General features: G+C 71.1%; 10 protein-coding genes and 3 pseudogenes. 10 read left to right on the top strand and 3 right to left on the bottom strand.

Going from position 1 to position 15,537, the window contains the following annotated elements; all coding sequences use genetic code 11:
- Positions 1-96 precede the first annotated feature (96 nt).
- Both OG974_RS05035 and OG974_RS05040 read left to right on the top strand, forming a co-directional pair.
- A pseudogene (locus OG974_RS05035) lies at positions 97-741 on the top strand (family 1 glycosylhydrolase); the annotation flags it as partial.
- 116 nt (positions 742-857) lie between these two features.
- Positions 858-989 carry a hypothetical protein gene (locus tag OG974_RS05040; RefSeq protein WP_371645545.1) on the top strand — a complete coding sequence of 44 codons (132 nt, stop codon included), beginning with the start codon at positions 858-860 and terminating at the stop codon, positions 987-989.
- A 79-nt stretch (positions 990-1,068) separates the two neighbouring features.
- On the opposite strand, the gene xylA is transcribed toward OG974_RS05040, so the two are convergent.
- On the bottom strand, positions 1,069-2,241 hold the full coding sequence (gene xylA, locus OG974_RS05045; protein WP_371645547.1) for a xylose isomerase: 1,173 nt from the start codon (positions 2,239-2,241) through the stop codon (positions 1,069-1,071).
- A gap of 93 nt (positions 2,242-2,334) precedes the next feature.
- On the opposite strand from xylA, the pseudogene xylB reads away from it, so the two are divergent.
- The 3 genes and pseudogenes from xylB to OG974_RS05060 all read left to right on the top strand — a co-directional run.
- Positions 2,335-3,765: pseudogene (gene xylB / locus OG974_RS05050) on the top strand (xylulokinase).
- A gap of 13 nt (positions 3,766-3,778) precedes the next feature.
- Positions 3,779-4,990, top strand: a complete 1,212-nt coding sequence (locus OG974_RS05055; RefSeq protein WP_371645549.1) for an ROK family protein — start codon at positions 3,779-3,781, stop codon at positions 4,988-4,990.
- 239 nt (positions 4,991-5,229) lie between these two features.
- Positions 5,230-5,490 (top strand): annotated as a pseudogene (locus OG974_RS05060) (glycoside hydrolase family 48 protein); the annotation flags it as partial.
- Between the two features lie 218 nt (positions 5,491-5,708).
- On the opposite strand, the gene araA reads toward OG974_RS05060, so the two are convergent.
- Complete coding sequence (gene araA, locus OG974_RS05065) at positions 5,709-7,220, bottom strand: L-arabinose isomerase (protein ID WP_371645551.1); 1,512 nt, start codon at positions 7,218-7,220, stop codon at positions 5,709-5,711.
- A gap of 83 nt (positions 7,221-7,303) precedes the next feature.
- Positions 7,304-8,998, bottom strand: coding sequence for a ribulokinase (gene araB, locus OG974_RS05070; protein WP_371645553.1), 1,695 nt, complete (start codon positions 8,996-8,998; stop codon positions 7,304-7,306).
- 494 nt (positions 8,999-9,492) lie between these two features.
- Between araB and OG974_RS05075 the strand changes: the two genes are divergently transcribed.
- The 5 genes from OG974_RS05075 to OG974_RS05095 all read left to right on the top strand — a co-directional run bounded on the left by OG974_RS05075 (position 9,493) and on the right by OG974_RS05095 (position 15,492).
- A complete protein-coding gene (locus tag OG974_RS05075) occupies positions 9,493-10,491 on the top strand; it encodes an ABC transporter substrate-binding protein (protein WP_371645556.1) in 999 nt (332 codons plus the stop codon).
- 94 nt (positions 10,492-10,585) lie between these two features.
- Positions 10,586-12,145 carry a sugar ABC transporter ATP-binding protein gene (locus OG974_RS05080; protein ID WP_371645558.1) on the top strand — a complete coding sequence of 520 codons (1,560 nt, stop codon included), beginning with the start codon at positions 10,586-10,588 and terminating at the stop codon, positions 12,143-12,145.
- Complete coding sequence (locus OG974_RS05085) at positions 12,142-13,242, top strand: ABC transporter permease (RefSeq protein WP_371645560.1); 1,101 nt, start codon at positions 12,142-12,144, stop codon at positions 13,240-13,242. Before OG974_RS05080 ends, OG974_RS05085 begins: the two co-directional genes overlap by 4 nt.
- A complete protein-coding gene (yjfF, locus tag OG974_RS05090; protein ID WP_371645562.1) occupies positions 13,239-14,261 on the top strand; it encodes a galactofuranose ABC transporter, permease protein YjfF in 1,023 nt (340 codons plus the stop codon). Before OG974_RS05085 ends, yjfF begins: the two co-directional genes overlap by 4 nt.
- 106 nt (positions 14,262-14,367) lie before the next feature.
- Entirely contained in the window at positions 14,368-15,492 is a 1,125-nt protein-coding gene (locus OG974_RS05095) for an aldose epimerase family protein (RefSeq protein WP_371645564.1), read from the top strand.
- The last annotated feature ends 45 nt before the right edge of the window (positions 15,493-15,537 follow it).

Genomic DNA, 15,537 nt, shown 5'->3' on the forward strand with positions numbered 1-15,537 from the left:
ACGGCGCGAGGGCGGCCAGCGCGCCGGGCCGCCCCACGCACTGAGCCCCGCCCCCGAGATCGAGGAGCCCGACAGACCCGTGATCTACCGCCCGGGAGGGTGGAGCGCTGGATCACGCTCAATGAGCCGTACTGCTCCACCTTCGTCGGCTACGCCGAGGGGCGGCACGCACCGGTGCCGAGGAGGGCCGCGGCGCGCTGGCGGCCGCACACCACCTGCTGGTCGCCCACGGCCTCGCCGTACGGGAGCTGTGCGCCGCGGGCTCCCGGGAGGTCGGAATCTCACGCAACCTCGACCGCATCCTCTCGCCTCCGCCCTCCCCGAGGGCCGAGCCGCCCTGCGCCGTGCCAAGGTCTTCCACAAGGAGGTCCGGACCGAGGCGCTCCTCGCCGGACGCTCTCCCGCGAACGAGGCCGAGGTCCGGGCCGGCCGCGCCGACGGCCCCTGGCGACTGCCGGGCGACCTGGAGCTGATAGGCGACCCGCTGGACTTGCTCGGCGTCAACCTCTACCGCCCGTGACGGTCGCCGCCGACGCCGAGCGGATCGACTACCTCTCGGCCCACCTCGCCGCCGCCGTCTCCGCAGGGATGGACGTGCGCGGCTACCACGTCTGGTCGCTGCTGGGCAACTTCGAGTGGGCGCACGGCAACGGCCAGCGCTTCGGTCTCGTTCGCGTCGACCACGACACGCTGACCCGTAGGTCCAAGGACAGTTACCACCGGTACCGGGGCTTGATCGCCGTGCGCGGACTGAGGAACCTGCACGATGGAGTTCATCGACGGCTACTGGCTGATGCGTCCGGGCGTACCGCGCATTACGCCACCAAGGTGGCGGACGTCCGGCGCACGAGCACCGGATGACCCTCTACATGCCGGTGAAGCACGTGCGCGGCGGCATGCTCAACAGCGCGTTGCTGACGTTCGAGTGCTGGTCGCCGGCCGAGGGCGTGATCGGGGTCCACGGTCAGCCCGCGTCCCTGGCGGCTTAGGGTCGGCCGGCCCGCCGGAACCGTCCACGCCCAGAGCCGGGCCGCGGAACGTCACGGCCCGGCTCATGGGCACACCGGCTCAGCGGGCGCCGAGGAGGTGTTCGAGGGCGAGCTGGTCCAGGTGCTCGAAGGCCATGCCGCGGCGGGCGGCGGAATCGACGTCGAACTCGTCGAAGGCGGACCGGTCGGCCAGCAGCCCGGCCAGGCCGTCCTCGGCGGTGGGGAGGGCGAGTTCGGGCAGTCGGGAGGCAGCGAACGCGGCCTGGACCTCCGGATCGGCCCGGAAGGCGCGGGAACGCTCCGCCAGAAGCAGGTAGTTGCGCATGCAGGCGGCCGCCGAGGCCCAGACGCCGGCAGAGTCCTCGGTGCGCGGCGGCTTGAAGTCGAAGTGACGGGGGCCGTCGTAGCAGGCCGACTCCAGCAGGTCGACCAGCCAGAAGGCCTGGCGCAGGTCGCCCGCGCCGAAGCGCAGGTCCTGGTCGTACTTGATGCCGGACTGGCCGTTGAGGTCGATGTGGAACAGCTTGCCGTGCCACAGGACCTGGGCGATGCCGTGCGGGAAGTTCAGCCCGGCCATCTGCTCATGGCCGACCTCCGGGTTGAGGCCGACCCGCTCGGGCCGGTCCAACTCGTTGATGAACGCCAGGGCGTGGCCGATGGTGGGCAGCAGGATGTCGCCGCGCGGCTCGTTGGGCTTGGGTTCGATCGCGAAGCGCAGGTCGTATCCCTGACTCTCGACGTACTCGCCCAGCAGGTCGAAGGCCTCCTTCAACCGGTCGAGGGCGGTGCGCACGTCCTTGGCCGCGCCCGACTCCGCGCCCTCGCGGCCGCCCCAGGCGACGTAGACCGAGGCGCCGAGTTCCACGGCCAGGTCGATGTTGCGGATCGTCTTGCGCAGCGCGTACCGGCGGACGTCCCGGTCGTTGGCGGTGAAGGCGCCGTCCTTGAACACCGGGTGGGTGAAGAGGTTGGTGGTGGCCATCGGCACCTTCAGCCCGGCCGTGTCGAGTGCGGTGCGGAAGTGCTTGACCGCCTGCTCGCGTGCTGCGTCGCCGGCCGCGAAGGGGATCAGGTCGTCGTCGTGGAACGTGACGCCGTAGGCGCCGAGCTCGGCCAGCCGCTCCACGGTCTCGACCGGGTCGAGGGCGGGCCGGGTGGCGTCGCCGAAGGGGTCCCGGCCCTGCCAGCCGACGGTCCACAGACCGAAGGTGAACCTGTGCGCGGGAGTGGGGACGAGCGGGTCGCTGGCCATGAGGCACTCCGGATCCGGGCCGAGGGCTATTTGTAATGTCGAAAAACAAATTAGTATGCCGAGACGCCAGAAGGAACCCCACCGGAGGAACGCATGTCTGCTCAGCGTGTCGTGATCGGTGTCGACAGCTCGACCCAGTCCACCAAGGCCCTCGCCGTCGACCTGGAAACCGGCGCCGTCCTGGGCGAGGGCCGCGCCGCGCACCGCGTCAGCGCGGGCGCCGGACGCGAGAGCGACCCCGAACAGTGGTGGCGGGCGCTCGGCGAGGCCATGATGGGCACCGGCTGGGCGGATCGCGCCGCCGCCTGCTCGATCGCCGGTCAGCAGCACGGCCTGGTCACCCTCGACGCGGCCGGACGGCCGGTGCGCCCGGCACTGCTCTGGAACGACGTCCGCTCCGCCCCGCAGGCCGCCGAACTCGCAGCCGCGTTCAGCGCGGCAGAGCTCGCCCGCCGCACCGGAAGCGTCCCCACGGCCGCCTTCACGGCCGCCAAGTGGGCCTGGCTGCACACGAACGAGCGCGCCGCCGCCGACCGCGTCGCGGCCGTCCGGCTTCCCCACGACTTCCTGACGGAGCGCCTGACCGGTGAGGCGGTGACGGACCGCGGAGACGCGTCGGGAACCGGCTGGTGGGGCCCGGACGGCTACGACACCGACGTCCTCGGCCGGATCGGCCTCGACCCCGGGCTGCTGCCGCAGGTCCTGGCGCCGGGAGCCCGGGCAGGCGTCGTCCGGGCAGGGATGCCGCTGCGCGAGGGCGCACTGGTGGCGACCGGGACCGGCGACAACATGGCCGCGGCCCTCGGCCTGGGCCTGACCCCCGGACGTCCGGTGCTGAGCCTCGGTACCTCCGGCACCGTCTACACCGTCGGCCGGACCCGGCCCGCCGACCCGAGCGGAACCGTCGCCGGCTTCGCCGATGCCCTCGGCGGCTGGCTGCCGCTCGCCTGCACGCTCAACTGCACCCTCGCCGTCGACCGCTTCGCCACCCTCGTCGGCCGCGACCGCGAGGACGTCGAGAGCGGCGGCACGGTGGTGGTGCTTCCCTACCTGGACGGCGAGCGCACCCCCGACTTCCCGGGCGCTTCCGGCCTGGTCCACGGCCTGCGCCACGACACCACCCCGGGCCGGCTGCTCCAGGCCGCCTACGACGGCGCCGCCCACGCCCTGCTCGCGGCCCTGGACGACGTGCTGCGTGCCGGAGGCGAGAGCCCCGCCCCCGACGAACCACTGCTGCTGATCGGCGGCGGAGCCCGCGGCAGGGCCTGACAGAGGACCGTCCTGCGACTGTCCGGACGAGCGGTCCAGGTGCCCGAAGCCCGGGAACTGGTCGCGCTCGGGGCCGCCGCCCAGGCCGCCGCACTGCTCACCGGTGAGCCTGCCGACGCCGTCGCCCGGCGCTGGCGGACCGCCGAGGGCCGGGTACTGGAGCCCGTACCCCGTGACGACGACACGCTCGAACGGATCACCAGTACGCTGCGGCGGGCGCGGGCCCTGCAGGAGGTCCCGCCGGGAGAGCGATAGGACGGTCGGGTCGATGACGGGGACCGGCAGGGCGAGCGGGGGCGCGGAAGCCGCACCCGCCTCGCAGCAGGGGATGCGCCGGCGGAACCTCGCGGTGGTGATCGGCGTGGTCGCCGCGCACGGACCGCTCTCCCGGGCGGACGTGGCCGGGCACACGGGCCTGACCAGGCCGGCCGTCTCCTCCATGGTCGACGAGCTCATCGGCCGGGGAGCGCTGACCGAGACGGAGACCGCGCCCAGCGGACGGGTCGGCCGTCCCGGACGGGCGTTGGCCCTGAACGACCGGGGTCCCGCTGGCCTCGGCCTGGAGATCGACGTCACCCATCTCGCCGCGTGCGTCGTGGACCTGCGCGGTGAACCCCGGGTCTGGCGTCGCGTGGAGCGGGCCAACGCGGGCCGGCCGGCCGGAGAGGTGCTGGCGGAGGCCGCCGCGCTGGGCGCCGACGCGGAGTCCGAGGCCGCGGCCCTCGGCCTGCGCGTCGAGGGCCGCGTCCTGGCCGTGCCGGGGGTGGTGCCGAACGAGCCGGGCGGACTGGTCGCGAACGCTCCCAACCTCGGCTGGCAAGCCGTCCGCCCCGCCGACCACTGGCCCGACCCCGACACCGCGCCCGAGCCGGAGAACGAAGCCAACCTCGGGGCGCTGGCCGAGCAGTGGCACCGGGGCAACCCCGCCGAGACCTTCGTACACGTCTCCGCCGAGGCCGGAATCGGTGCCGCACTGGTCATCGGCGGGCAGCTGTTCCGGGGCGCCCGCGGCTTCGCGGGCGAACTCGGGCACCTGCCCGTCCACCCGGAGGGCGCCCCTTGCGCCTGCGGGGCACGCGGCTGTCTGGAGCAGTACGCGGGTGAAGCGGCCGTGCTGCGCGAGGCCGGGCTGGGCCCCGTCGGCGACCCGGTGGCCCTGCTCGCCGAGCGGGCAGCCGCCGGGGACGCCGCCACCCTGCGCGCCCTGGACCGCGCAGGACGGGCCCTGGGCCTCGCCCTGACCTCGACGGTGAACCTGATCGACCCGGACGGCCTCGTTCTGGGCGGCGCCTACACCGAACTCGCCGACTGGCTCCTCCCGTCGGTACGCGCCGAACTGGCCGCCCGGGTCACCGTCCGGCCCTGGAACCCGGAGGCGGTACGCCCCTCCGCCTTGGGGCGCCGCGGACCGGTGCTGGGCGCGGCATGGTCGACCGTCCGACAGATCATCGCCGATCCCGCCCGCCTGCCCATCCCCTGACTGGTGCTGTGACCGGAAAGACTCACCGTGCCAGGACGCCAGGCACGGCCGTACACCGCTGCGGGGCCACTCGGAACAGGGTCGGGACTCCCACGCCGTCGAGCACTTCTCCCTCACCGTGGAACCGGGAGCATTCCTGGTCCTGTTGGGCCCTTCGGGCTGCGGCAAGTCGACCGTCCGGCCACGAGACGACCTCGGAGGCGTACAGCTACCTGAGCTGGCTGCAGGCGGTGTACGGGGTCGGCTGGGCCCTGTCGAAGACCACGATCAACCCCGACGGCACCTACCGCATCCCCTACACCCTGAAGTGGTCGGGCGCTGCCGACACCTGGAACGCGTCCGCTCCCGGTGCCAACGCGGGCCTGCACGTCACCGTCGCCGACTACACCGACGACGTGGGCGTGGCCGCCTCCTACGCCATTACCCTGACCAACTACGCCGCGAAGTCCGGCAACGCCGAGGCCAAGCGAGTGGCCAAGGCCCTACTCGACGGCATGTGGGCCTCTGGGCCCAGGCGGACATCGCCCTGGCCATGGGCTCGTACGCGGAGCTGCTCGAATAACAGCCGACCCGCCCGAAGAGCAGCTTGACGTACGACGAGGCCGGGCAGCCCGCAAGGGCCTGCCCGGCCTCTACGCGTCCATCCGTCACCCGCTCTCCCGGAAGCCCGGGCGGCGTCGTCACCGGTGACGGCGGGACGCCCCGGGCTTCGAGCGGTTCACAGCCCCAGTGCCAGCCGGTAGTACGCCTGGTTCCAGCGGAGATCGCGCCGGAACTGCTTCGGGGCGGTGGTCTCGTCGATGAGGGCGAGTTCCAAGCGGAGCATTTCCGCCAGGTCGTCGAGGTGGTCGGAGGTCAGGGCGGTGCTGAGGACGGTGTGGTGCGGTCCTCCGGCCGTCAGCCAGGATTCGGTGGAGGTCCTCAGGTCGGGGTGGGGCCGCCAGACCGCGCGGGCAACGGGCAGGGCGGGCAGCGGGTGAGGGGGCGCCACCACGTCGATGTCGTTGGCGATCAGGCGGAAGCGGTCGCCGAGGTCGGCGAGCCCGACCACCACGGCCGGGCCGGGGGCCGCGTCGAACACCAGGCGCACCGGGTCCTCCCGCCCGCCGATGCCGAGGGGGTGGACCTCGCAGCTGGGCCTGGCGGCGGCGATGGTGGGGCAGACCTCCAGCATGTGCGCACCGAGGATGAGCTCGTTGCCGGGTGTCAGGTCGTAGGTGTAGTCCTCCATGAAAGAGGTGCCGCCCGGGAGGCCGGCGGCAGCCACTTTGAGGGCGCGCAGCAGGACGGCGGTCTTCCAGTCGCCCTCTCCTCCGAAGCCGTATCCCTGGGTCATGAGCCGCTGCACGGCGAGGCCGGGCAGCTGGCGCAGTCCGCCCAGGTCCTCGAAGTTGGTGGTGAAGGCTCCGAAGCCGCCCGTTTCGAGGAAGGTGCGCAGGCCGGCTTCGATGCGGGCCGCGTAACGCAGCGCGTCGTGCCGTTCGCCGCCCGGTCGCAGTTCCGGCGCCAGGTCGTACAGGTCGGCGTACTCCTCGACGAGGGAAGCCACCTCGGTCTCGTCCGCGCTGTCGACGACCTCCACCAGGTCGTTGACGCCGTAGGTGTTGACGGAGACGCCGAAGCGCAGCTGGGCCTCGACCTTGTCGCCCTCGGTGACGGCCACGTCGCGCATGTTGTCGCCGAAGCGGGCGACCTTGAGGGTGGCCAGTTCGGATCGTGCGGCGGCCGCCCGCGCCCAGATCGCGACGCGTGCGCTCGTCTCGGGATCGGTGACGTGGCCGGCCACGGTCTTGCGGGGTACGCCGAGACGGGTCTGGATGTGCCCGAACTCGCGGTCTCCGTGGGCGGCTTGGTTGAGGTTCATGAAGTCCATGTCGATGGTGTCCCAGGGCAGGGCCACGTTCGACTGGGTGTGGAGGTGCAGCAACGGCTTGCGCAGCGCGTCCAGTCCGGCGATCCACATCTTGGCCGGCGAGAAGGTGTGCATCCAGGCGATGAGCCCGATGCACCGGTCGTCGGCGTTCGCGTCGAGGCACACCCGGCGGATGGCGTCGGCGTCGGTCAGTACCGGCTTCCACACCACACGCGCGGGAATGCCGGAGGCGTCGGCCAGCGCGGTGGCTATCTGCCGCGACTGTTCTGCGACCTGCTTCAGCGTCTCCTCCCCGTACAGGCCTTGGCTGCCGGTGAGGAACCAGATCTCCTGGGCGGGGAATGTTCGGCTGGGCACATGGACTCCTGAAGGTGACGTCCCGCAGCGCTGGTGAGGGCGGCGCGCGGGTGGGGATTCGGGAACGAAAACGGGGGCGGGGGTCAGCCCGCGGTGTGGGTCGTGTCGCGGATGTGCCTCAGACGGTGCAGCAGGCCATCAGCGGCGAAGTGGTCGTGCAGGAGCCGGTATTCGGCGAAGAGGGCGTCGTAAGCGTCGGCCCGAGAGGCGTCGGGCATGTAGACGGCCGACAGCCGGCGACCCATGGCGGCGGTGGCCGTCCGTACGTCGCTGTGCGCGCCGGCGGCTACGGCGGCGTGGATGGCCGACCCGAGGGCGGGGCCCTGGTCGGACGCCGCGAGGGAGACGGGGCGGCGCAGCACGTCGGAGTAGATCTGCATCAGCAGTTCGTTCTTGGCCAGTCCGCCGGCGACGATGAACTCGTGGACCGGTACGCCGCCTGCTTCCAGGGTCTCCACGATGACGCGGGTGCCGAACGCGGTGGCTTCGAGCAGTGCGCGGTAGACGTCCTCGGGGCGGGTCGCAAGGGTGAGACCCACGATGACTCCGGAGAGGTGGTGGTCGACGAGGACCGAACGGTTGCCGTTCAGCCAGTCGAGGGCGACCAGTCCGTGTCCGCCGACCGGCTGGCCGGCGGCCTTCCGGGTCAGCAGGGTGTGCAGGTCCTCGCCGCGGTCGGCGGCCTCGGCGAGGTAGTCCGACGGGACGCCCTGGTCCAGTACCCAGGCGAAGATGTCGCCGACCGCGCTCTGGCCGGCCTCGTAGCCGTAGGTTCCCTCGACGATCCCGCCGCCCACGACACCGCAGATGCCGGGGACGTCGGCAAGGACGGGGGCGTTCACGACGTGGCAGGTGGAGGTCCCCATGATGGCGAGCAGTTGTCCGTCCTCGACGGCCTGGGCCGCCGCCGCGGTGACATGGGCGTCGACGTTGCCCGCGGCCACGGCGATGCCGGGGCGCAGCCCTGTCCACGCTGCCGCCTCCGTAGTGAGCGAGCCCACGCGTGAGCCCAGTGCGGAGAGGGGGAATTCGAGGCGGGTGCGTGCGAAGTCGGCGAACCGGGGGTTCAGCGCGGCCAGGTACTCCTCGCTCGGGTAGGCGCCGTCCTGGTGGATGCCCTTGTATCCGGCGGTGCAGGCGTTGCGGGACTCGGTTCCGGTGAGCTGCCACACGATCCAGTCGGCGGCCTCGATCCACCGCGCGCAGCTTTTGTAGACGAGCGGGTCTTCTTCCAGGACCTGGAGCGCCTTCGCGAACTGCCACTCGGCGGAGATCCGGCCGCCGTAGCGGGCGATCCACTTCTCCCCGCGGGCGTGGGCGAGTTCGTTGATGCGGTCGGCATGGGACTGGGCGGCGTGGTGCTTCCACAGCTTGGGCCACGCGTGCGGCCGTCCGGCGAGCTCGGTCTCGGCGAGGGGAGTCCCGTCGGCCAGCGTGGGCAGGACGGTGCAGGCGGTGAAGTCGGTGGCGATGCCGATCACCGCGGCGGGATCGATCCCGGCCGCCGCCAGGGCCTGCGGGACGGCGCGACGCAGTACGTCCCGCCAGTCCTGGGGGTGTTGCAGGGCCCAGTCGGGAGGCAGCGGCGCACCGCCTTGCGGCAGGTATCGGTCGATGACGCCGTGCCGGTAGGTGTGGACCGCCGCGGCCAGCTCCTGACCGTCGCGAACCCGCACCACCACGGCGCGGCCCGACAGGGTGCCGAAGTCGACACCGACCGTGTACTGCTCCGATTCCTCGGAAGGAGGGGAAGGCGCGAGGAGATGGGGTGACGTCAACAGAGTGCCTTTCGAAGGAGCTGTGGGCGGCACGCGGCGCGGCCCGGCAGCCGGAGATGCCGTCCCGACCATCCTGGCGGTCGGCGGAGGATCCGATGAGCTTGCAGTGTGAGCGCTAACAATGTCGATAGGCAAGAGGTCTGCGTGGATCATGTGGGAGGCCCCCTTGGTGTGGCGGCCTTCGTATGCAGGGCCTCGCCTCGATGTGTCGTTGATTCGAGGCGGGTTGAGGTCTCCGATTCGGGCAGCGGGGTCGATGGTCGCGCGAACGGATGGAGTCCGCCTTGTTGTCGCACGTGACGCGGTAACGGACAGGTAACGCGTGCAAAGGGGTTGAGGACCCAGCTTGTTAGCGCTCACAATGCGACGGCGGCCCCTCAAGGGCATCCCGCTCCTGTCACCCCGCCCCCGGCCCCGCCACGCCCCTGACCGAGGGCACAGCCCGGCACCGGCCGTGCGGAGCCTCATCCGTAACCCCCGAAAGGACACCCGTCATGGCTCGCAGAGCAGCCCTCGTCCTCACCGCCGCCCTTCTCGCCTCCTCGGCGTTGACCGCCTGCTCGACCGAGGGCCCCGCCTCCGCCCCGGCCTCCGGGTCCAAGACGGGCTCCGGAGGCACGATCACCATGGGCTTTGCCCAGGTCGGCGCCGAGAGCGGTTGGCGTACCGCCAACACCAAGTCCGTCCAGGAGGCGGCGAAGAAGGCCGGGATCGAACTCAAGTTCTCCGACGCGCAGCAGAAGCAGGAGAACCAGATCAAGGCGATCCGCACCTTCATCCAGCAGAAGGTCGACGTGATCGCCTTCTCGCCGGTCGTGGAGTCCGGCTGGGACACGGTGCTCAAGGAGGCCAAGGACGCGGGCATCCCGGTCATCCTCACCGACCGGGCCGTGGACACGAAGGACACCTCCCTCTACAAGACCTTCCTGGGCTCCGACTTCGTCAAGGAGGGCAAGTCCGCCGGCGAGTGGCTGACCGGCGCGTACGCGAACGAGCAGGGCCCGGTCAACATCGTCGAGCTCCAGGGCACCACGGGCTCCGCACCCGCCAACGACCGCAAGGCCGGCTTCGCCGACGCCATCCGCACCGACGGCAAGTTCAAGATCGTCGCCTCGCAGACGGGCGACTTCACCCGCGCCAAGGGCAAGGAGGTCATGCAAGCGTTCCTGAAGTCCCAGAAGGACATCGACGTCCTCTACGCCCACAACGACGACATGGCCCTCGGCGCCATCCAGGCCATCGAGGAGTCCGGCAAGAAGCCCGGTACGGACATCAAGGTGATCTCGGTGGACGGAATCAAGGATGCCTTCGTCGCCATGACCGAGGGCAAGATCAACGTCGTGGTGGAGTGCAACCCGATGCTCGGCGACCAGCTGATGGAACTGGCCAAGAAGGTCGTGGCGGGGGAGAGCGTGCCGACCCGGGTCGAGACCCAGGAGGGCGTCTTCACGCAGGACCAGGCCGCGGCCGCCCTGCCCTCCCGGAACTACTGACGCGACAGGTTCCGGTGCCGGAGGAGGCCCGGCTCCGGTGCCTCCTTCACCATCCGGAGCCCACTCCACCACCCCACACATGAGAGGAGGGCGGATGGCATCTCCGTCTACCCCGCCGCCCACGGGCGCCGGCGGCCCGCGCCCGGTCCTGGAAGCCCACGACATCCGCAAGCAGTTCCCAGGCGTGCTCGCCCTCGACGGAGTCGCCCTGCGGCTCTTCCCCGGTGAGGTGCACGCCCTGATGGGCGAGAACGGCGCCGGGAAGTCCACCTTGATCAAGGTGCTCACCGGCGTCCACTCGGCCGACGGCGGCACCATCCTCCTGGACGGCCGGCCCCACGCGTTCACGGACCCCCTCCAGGCGCAGCGGGCCGGAATCAGCACCGTCTACCAGGAGGTCAACCTCTGCCCGAACATCTCGGTCGCCGAGAACATCCTCATCGGGCGCGAACCGCGCCGGTTCGGCCTCATCCACTGGTCCGCGATGCGGCAGCGGGCGGCAGAGCTGCTGACGGAACTGGACCTCGACCTGGACGTCACCAGTCTGCTCGACTCGCACTCCCTGGCGGTGCAGCAACTGGTCGCCATCGTCCGGGCGGTGGACGTCTCGGCGAAGGTGCTCGTGTTGGACGAGCCCACCTCCAGCCTGGATCGCGAGGAGGTCGCCCAGCTCTTCACCCTGGTGCGGCGCCTGCGGGACCGCGGTGTGGCCATCCTGTTCGTCACACACTTCCTCGACCAGGTATTCGATCTCTGCGACCGCGTCACCATCCTGCGCAGCGGGCGCCTGGAAGGCGAGTACCCCATCGGTGAACTCACCCCGGTGACGCTGGTGCAGCGCATGATCGGCGGAGAACTGGCCACCCTCGACCAGCTGTCCAGCCGTGCCCATGAGGAGGCGGCCGAACGGGCGGCCGGCGAGCCGTTCCTCCAGGCACGACAGCTGACCCGTACGGGCTCGATCGAACCGTACGACCTCGACATCCACGCCGGCGAGGTCATCGGACTGGCCGGCCTCCTGGGCTCGGGCCGCACCGAGGTGGCGCGCCTCCTGTTCGGCGCGGACAGCGCGGACGCCGGAGAAGTGAGCATCGAGGGCAAGAAGGTACTCCTGCGCACCCCCCGCCACGCCATCGCCCGGGGCATCGCGTTCTGTTCCGAGAACCGCAAGTCCGAGGGACTGGTGGGCGAGCTCACGGTCCGCGAGAACATCATTCTCGCGTTGCAGGCCGCCCGCGGCTGGACCAGGCCGCTGGCCCGTGCGAAACAGGACGAACTGGCACGGCACTGGATCGAAGCCCTGGACATCCGCCCCGCCGACCCCGAAGCGCAGGTACGCCACCTCAGCGGAGGCAACCAGCAGAAAGTCCTGCTCGCGCGCTGGCTGCTGACCGCACCGAGGCTCCTGATCCTCGATGAACCCACCCGGGGCATCGATATCGGAGCCAAGGCGGAGATCCAGAAACTCGTGGCCCACCTGGCGGGCGAAGGCACCGCCGTGCTGTTCATCTCGGCGGAACTCGAAGAGGTCCTGCGCCTGAGCCACCGCATCGCCGTGCTCCGCGACCACCGCATGGTGGCCACCCTCGCGAACGACGACACCGTCACGCCCGAACGCCTCCTCACGACCATCGCCACCGGAACGGACTCATGACCACCCAGCCCGCCAAGTCCGAGGCGGCCGCCGCGATCGGGAGACGGCTGGCCGGTCACCGCCTGCTGTGGCCCGCGCTCATCCTGCTCGCCCTGCTCCTCGGCAACCTCGCCTTCCACCATGACTTCTTCTCCGTCCGCGTACGCGACGGCCACCTCTACGGCAGCCTCATCGACATCCTGCAGTTCGGCGCGCCCCTCATCCTGGTGGCGCTCGGCATGACCCTGGTCATCGCCACCCGCGGGATCGACCTCTCGGTGGGTTCCACCGTCGCCATCGCCGGCGCCCTCGCCTGCGGGCACATCTCCACCGCCGCGCGTCCCGGCAGTGTCGCCACCATGCTCACGGCCGTAGCCCTCGCACTCGGCGTCGCACTCGTGCTGGGCCTGGCCAACGGCTTCCTGGTGTCCGGGCTGGGGGTGCAGCCCATCGTGGCCACCCTGATCCTCATGGTCGCGGGCCGAGGCGTCGCCCAGCTGATCACGGACGGCCAGATCGTCACGGTGACCAGCGCCCCCTACAAGATGATCGGGGGCGGCTACTGGCTGACCTTCCCGTTCGCCGTCCTCCTGGCAGCAGCCCTCGTCGCGCTCACCGCCCTCGTCACCCGTCGCAGCGCACTCGGCATGTTGATCGAGTCCGTGGGCGGCAACCCTGCGGCCAGCCGCCTGGTCGGCATTCGGGCCGGCGGTCTGCTCGCCCTGGTCTACGTCTTCAGCGCGCTGTGCGCCGCCGTCGCCGGGCTGATGATCAGCTCCAACGTCTCCAGCGCCGACGGCAACAACGCCGGACTGTGGATCGAGCTCGACGCGATCCTCGCCGTCGTCGTCGGCGGCACCGCACTGACCGGAGGACGCTTCTCCCTCGGCGGCACCGTCCTCGGCGCCCTGATCATCCAGACCCTGTCCACCACCGTCTACACCCTCGGCGTCCCACCCGAGACGACCCTCGTCTTCAAGGCCTTCGTCGTCATCGTCGTCTGCCTCGTGCAGTCCCCGGTCTTCCGGGCCAAGGTCCTGCGCCGCCGCGGGGCGGCCACTCCCCGATCCCACACCCCGGCGGGCGCCGTCCCGCAGCAGCAGGAGGTACGCGCATGAGTACCGGCATCGCGAGCGCCGCCGCGCACCTCACTCGCCCCTTCGCGGCCGTGTCCCCGCGCACCCGCACCCGTATCCCACTGATCGTCACGGCCGTCCTGCTGGCCGTCCTGTTCGGCGTCGGATCGGTGCGCTACGAGGGCTTCCTCTCCGCGCAAGTCGTACTGAACCTGCTGATCGACAACGGATTCCTCCTGGTCGTCGCGGTCGGGGCGACCTTCGTCATCCTCACCGGCGGCATCGACCTGTCCGTCGGCTCCATGGTGGCCCTCTCGACCATGCTCACCGCCTGGCTGGTCGAGTCACACGGCTGGCCCCTGGCCACCGTCATCCCACTGGTCCTGCTCGTCGGCGCCGCGAGCGGAACGCTCATGGGCTGGATCATCCACACCTTCGAGATCCAGCCGTTCATCGTCACCCTGGCCGGCATGTTCCTCGCCCGCGGGCTCTGCTACACGATCAGCACCGAATCCATCACGATCAGCGACCCCACCACGGCGGGAATCGCACAGACCCGGCTGTACGGGCCGGCGGGTCTGTTCGTCTCGATCCCGGTGGTCATCGCCCTGGCCGTGCTGGTGATCGCCTTCGTCGTACTGCACCACACGCCCTTCGGCCGCAACGTGTACGCCCTGGGCGGCAACGAGTCCTCCGCACGCCTGATGGGCCTTCCGGCGGGCTCCACCAAGATCGCCGTATACGCCGTCAGCGGCCTGTGCTCCGCACTCGGCGGCCTGCTGCTGACCCTCTACATGCTCTCCGGCTACGCCCTCCACGCCATGGGCATGGAACTCGACGCGATCGCCGCCACCGTGATCGGCGGCACGCTGCTGACCGGAGGCTCCGGCTTCGTCCTGGGCACCGCCCTCGGCGTGCTCGTCCTCGGCACGATCCAGACGGTGGTCAACTTCCAGGGCACGCTCAGCTCCTGGTGGACCCGGATCGTCATCGGCGCCCTGCTGCTCGTGTTCATCGTGCTGCAGCGCCTGATGAGCGGTCGCCGCCCCGCCGCCGACTGACTCCGGCGCCGCAGCCCACCAGCCCGTGCCACCGCGTTCGCGTGCCGCGATCACAGCTTGCTTCCCGGCGCGCCCTCCGGTGGACCGACTTCCAGGGAACACCGCCATGGAACACGCATATGAATCTGTCGACCAGGTCGCCGAGCCCAGGCAGACGGCCGCCTGTCCGCGGACGGCCCGCCCCCTGTGCCTGGACGATGGCGGAACGGGGGAGAGGTGGCGGTTCGGCTTCCCCGACAGGGCCCGCGCCGAGGTCCACACGCGCGGCGCCCGGCTCCGTTCCCTGATCCTGCCGGACCGCTGGGGCCACACCGCCGACGTGGTGCTCGCGCCCCGCGATCCCGCCGCCTGCGAGGGCTCCGCACGCTATTTCGGTGCGACGGTGGGCCGCTACGCCAACCGCATCGCGAGCGGCGGGCTCGTAGTCGACGGAGTCACCCACCGGCTCGCCACCCAGGAGACCGGGCACACACTGCACGGCGGTCCCGACGGGTTCGACCAGCGCCTGTGGCGGTGCGAACCCTTCCACTCGGCGCACCGCACCGGTGTCCGTCTGTTCCTGCACAGCCCCGACGGGGACCAGGGATTCCCCGGTGCCCTGAACGTCCGCCTCACCTACACACTGGACCGCGACGACAACCTGACCATGTCGTACCAAGCTGTCGCCGACGCGCCGACGATCGTCAACCTCACCAACCACGCCTACTGGAACCTCGAAGGGGAGGGGCGCGGCAACGTCCTGGCCCACCACCTTCAGGTCGCGGCCCCCCTTTACACCCCGGTCGACGCCGAGTTGATCCCCGACGGCCCTCACCGCCCGGTCAGCGACACCCCGTTCGACCTCCGCCGGCACCGGCGTCTCTCCGACGCCCTGACCCATACGGAGGCGCAACTGGCCCTGGCCGGCGGAGGATTCGACCACAACTGGGTCCTCGACGGCGCCCGGCGAGCCAGTCCTCGTAAGGCCGCTGTGCTGTACGCCCCCGCATCCGGCCGCCGCATGGAGGTGCGCACCACGGAACCGGGCATCCAGGTCTACACCGCGCAAGGCCTGACCGGTGACATCACGGGCAAGGCAGGCAGGCCGTACCACGCCTACGCGGGGGTCGCGCTGGAGACCCAGCACTTCCCGGACTCCCCGAACCGCCCCGACTACCCGACGGTCGTCCTGCGCCCGGGCGAGCTGTACCGGTCGACCACGATCCACAGCTTTACCACGGTCACCGCTTGAGTGGGGCGGTGGCGGCCGTAGCCGCTGTCCGGTGCCGCAGGGGGC

The sequence above is a fragment of the Streptomyces sp. NBC_00597 genome, from assembly GCF_041431095.1.
Lineage (GTDB): Bacteria > Actinomycetota > Actinomycetes > Streptomycetales > Streptomycetaceae > Streptomyces.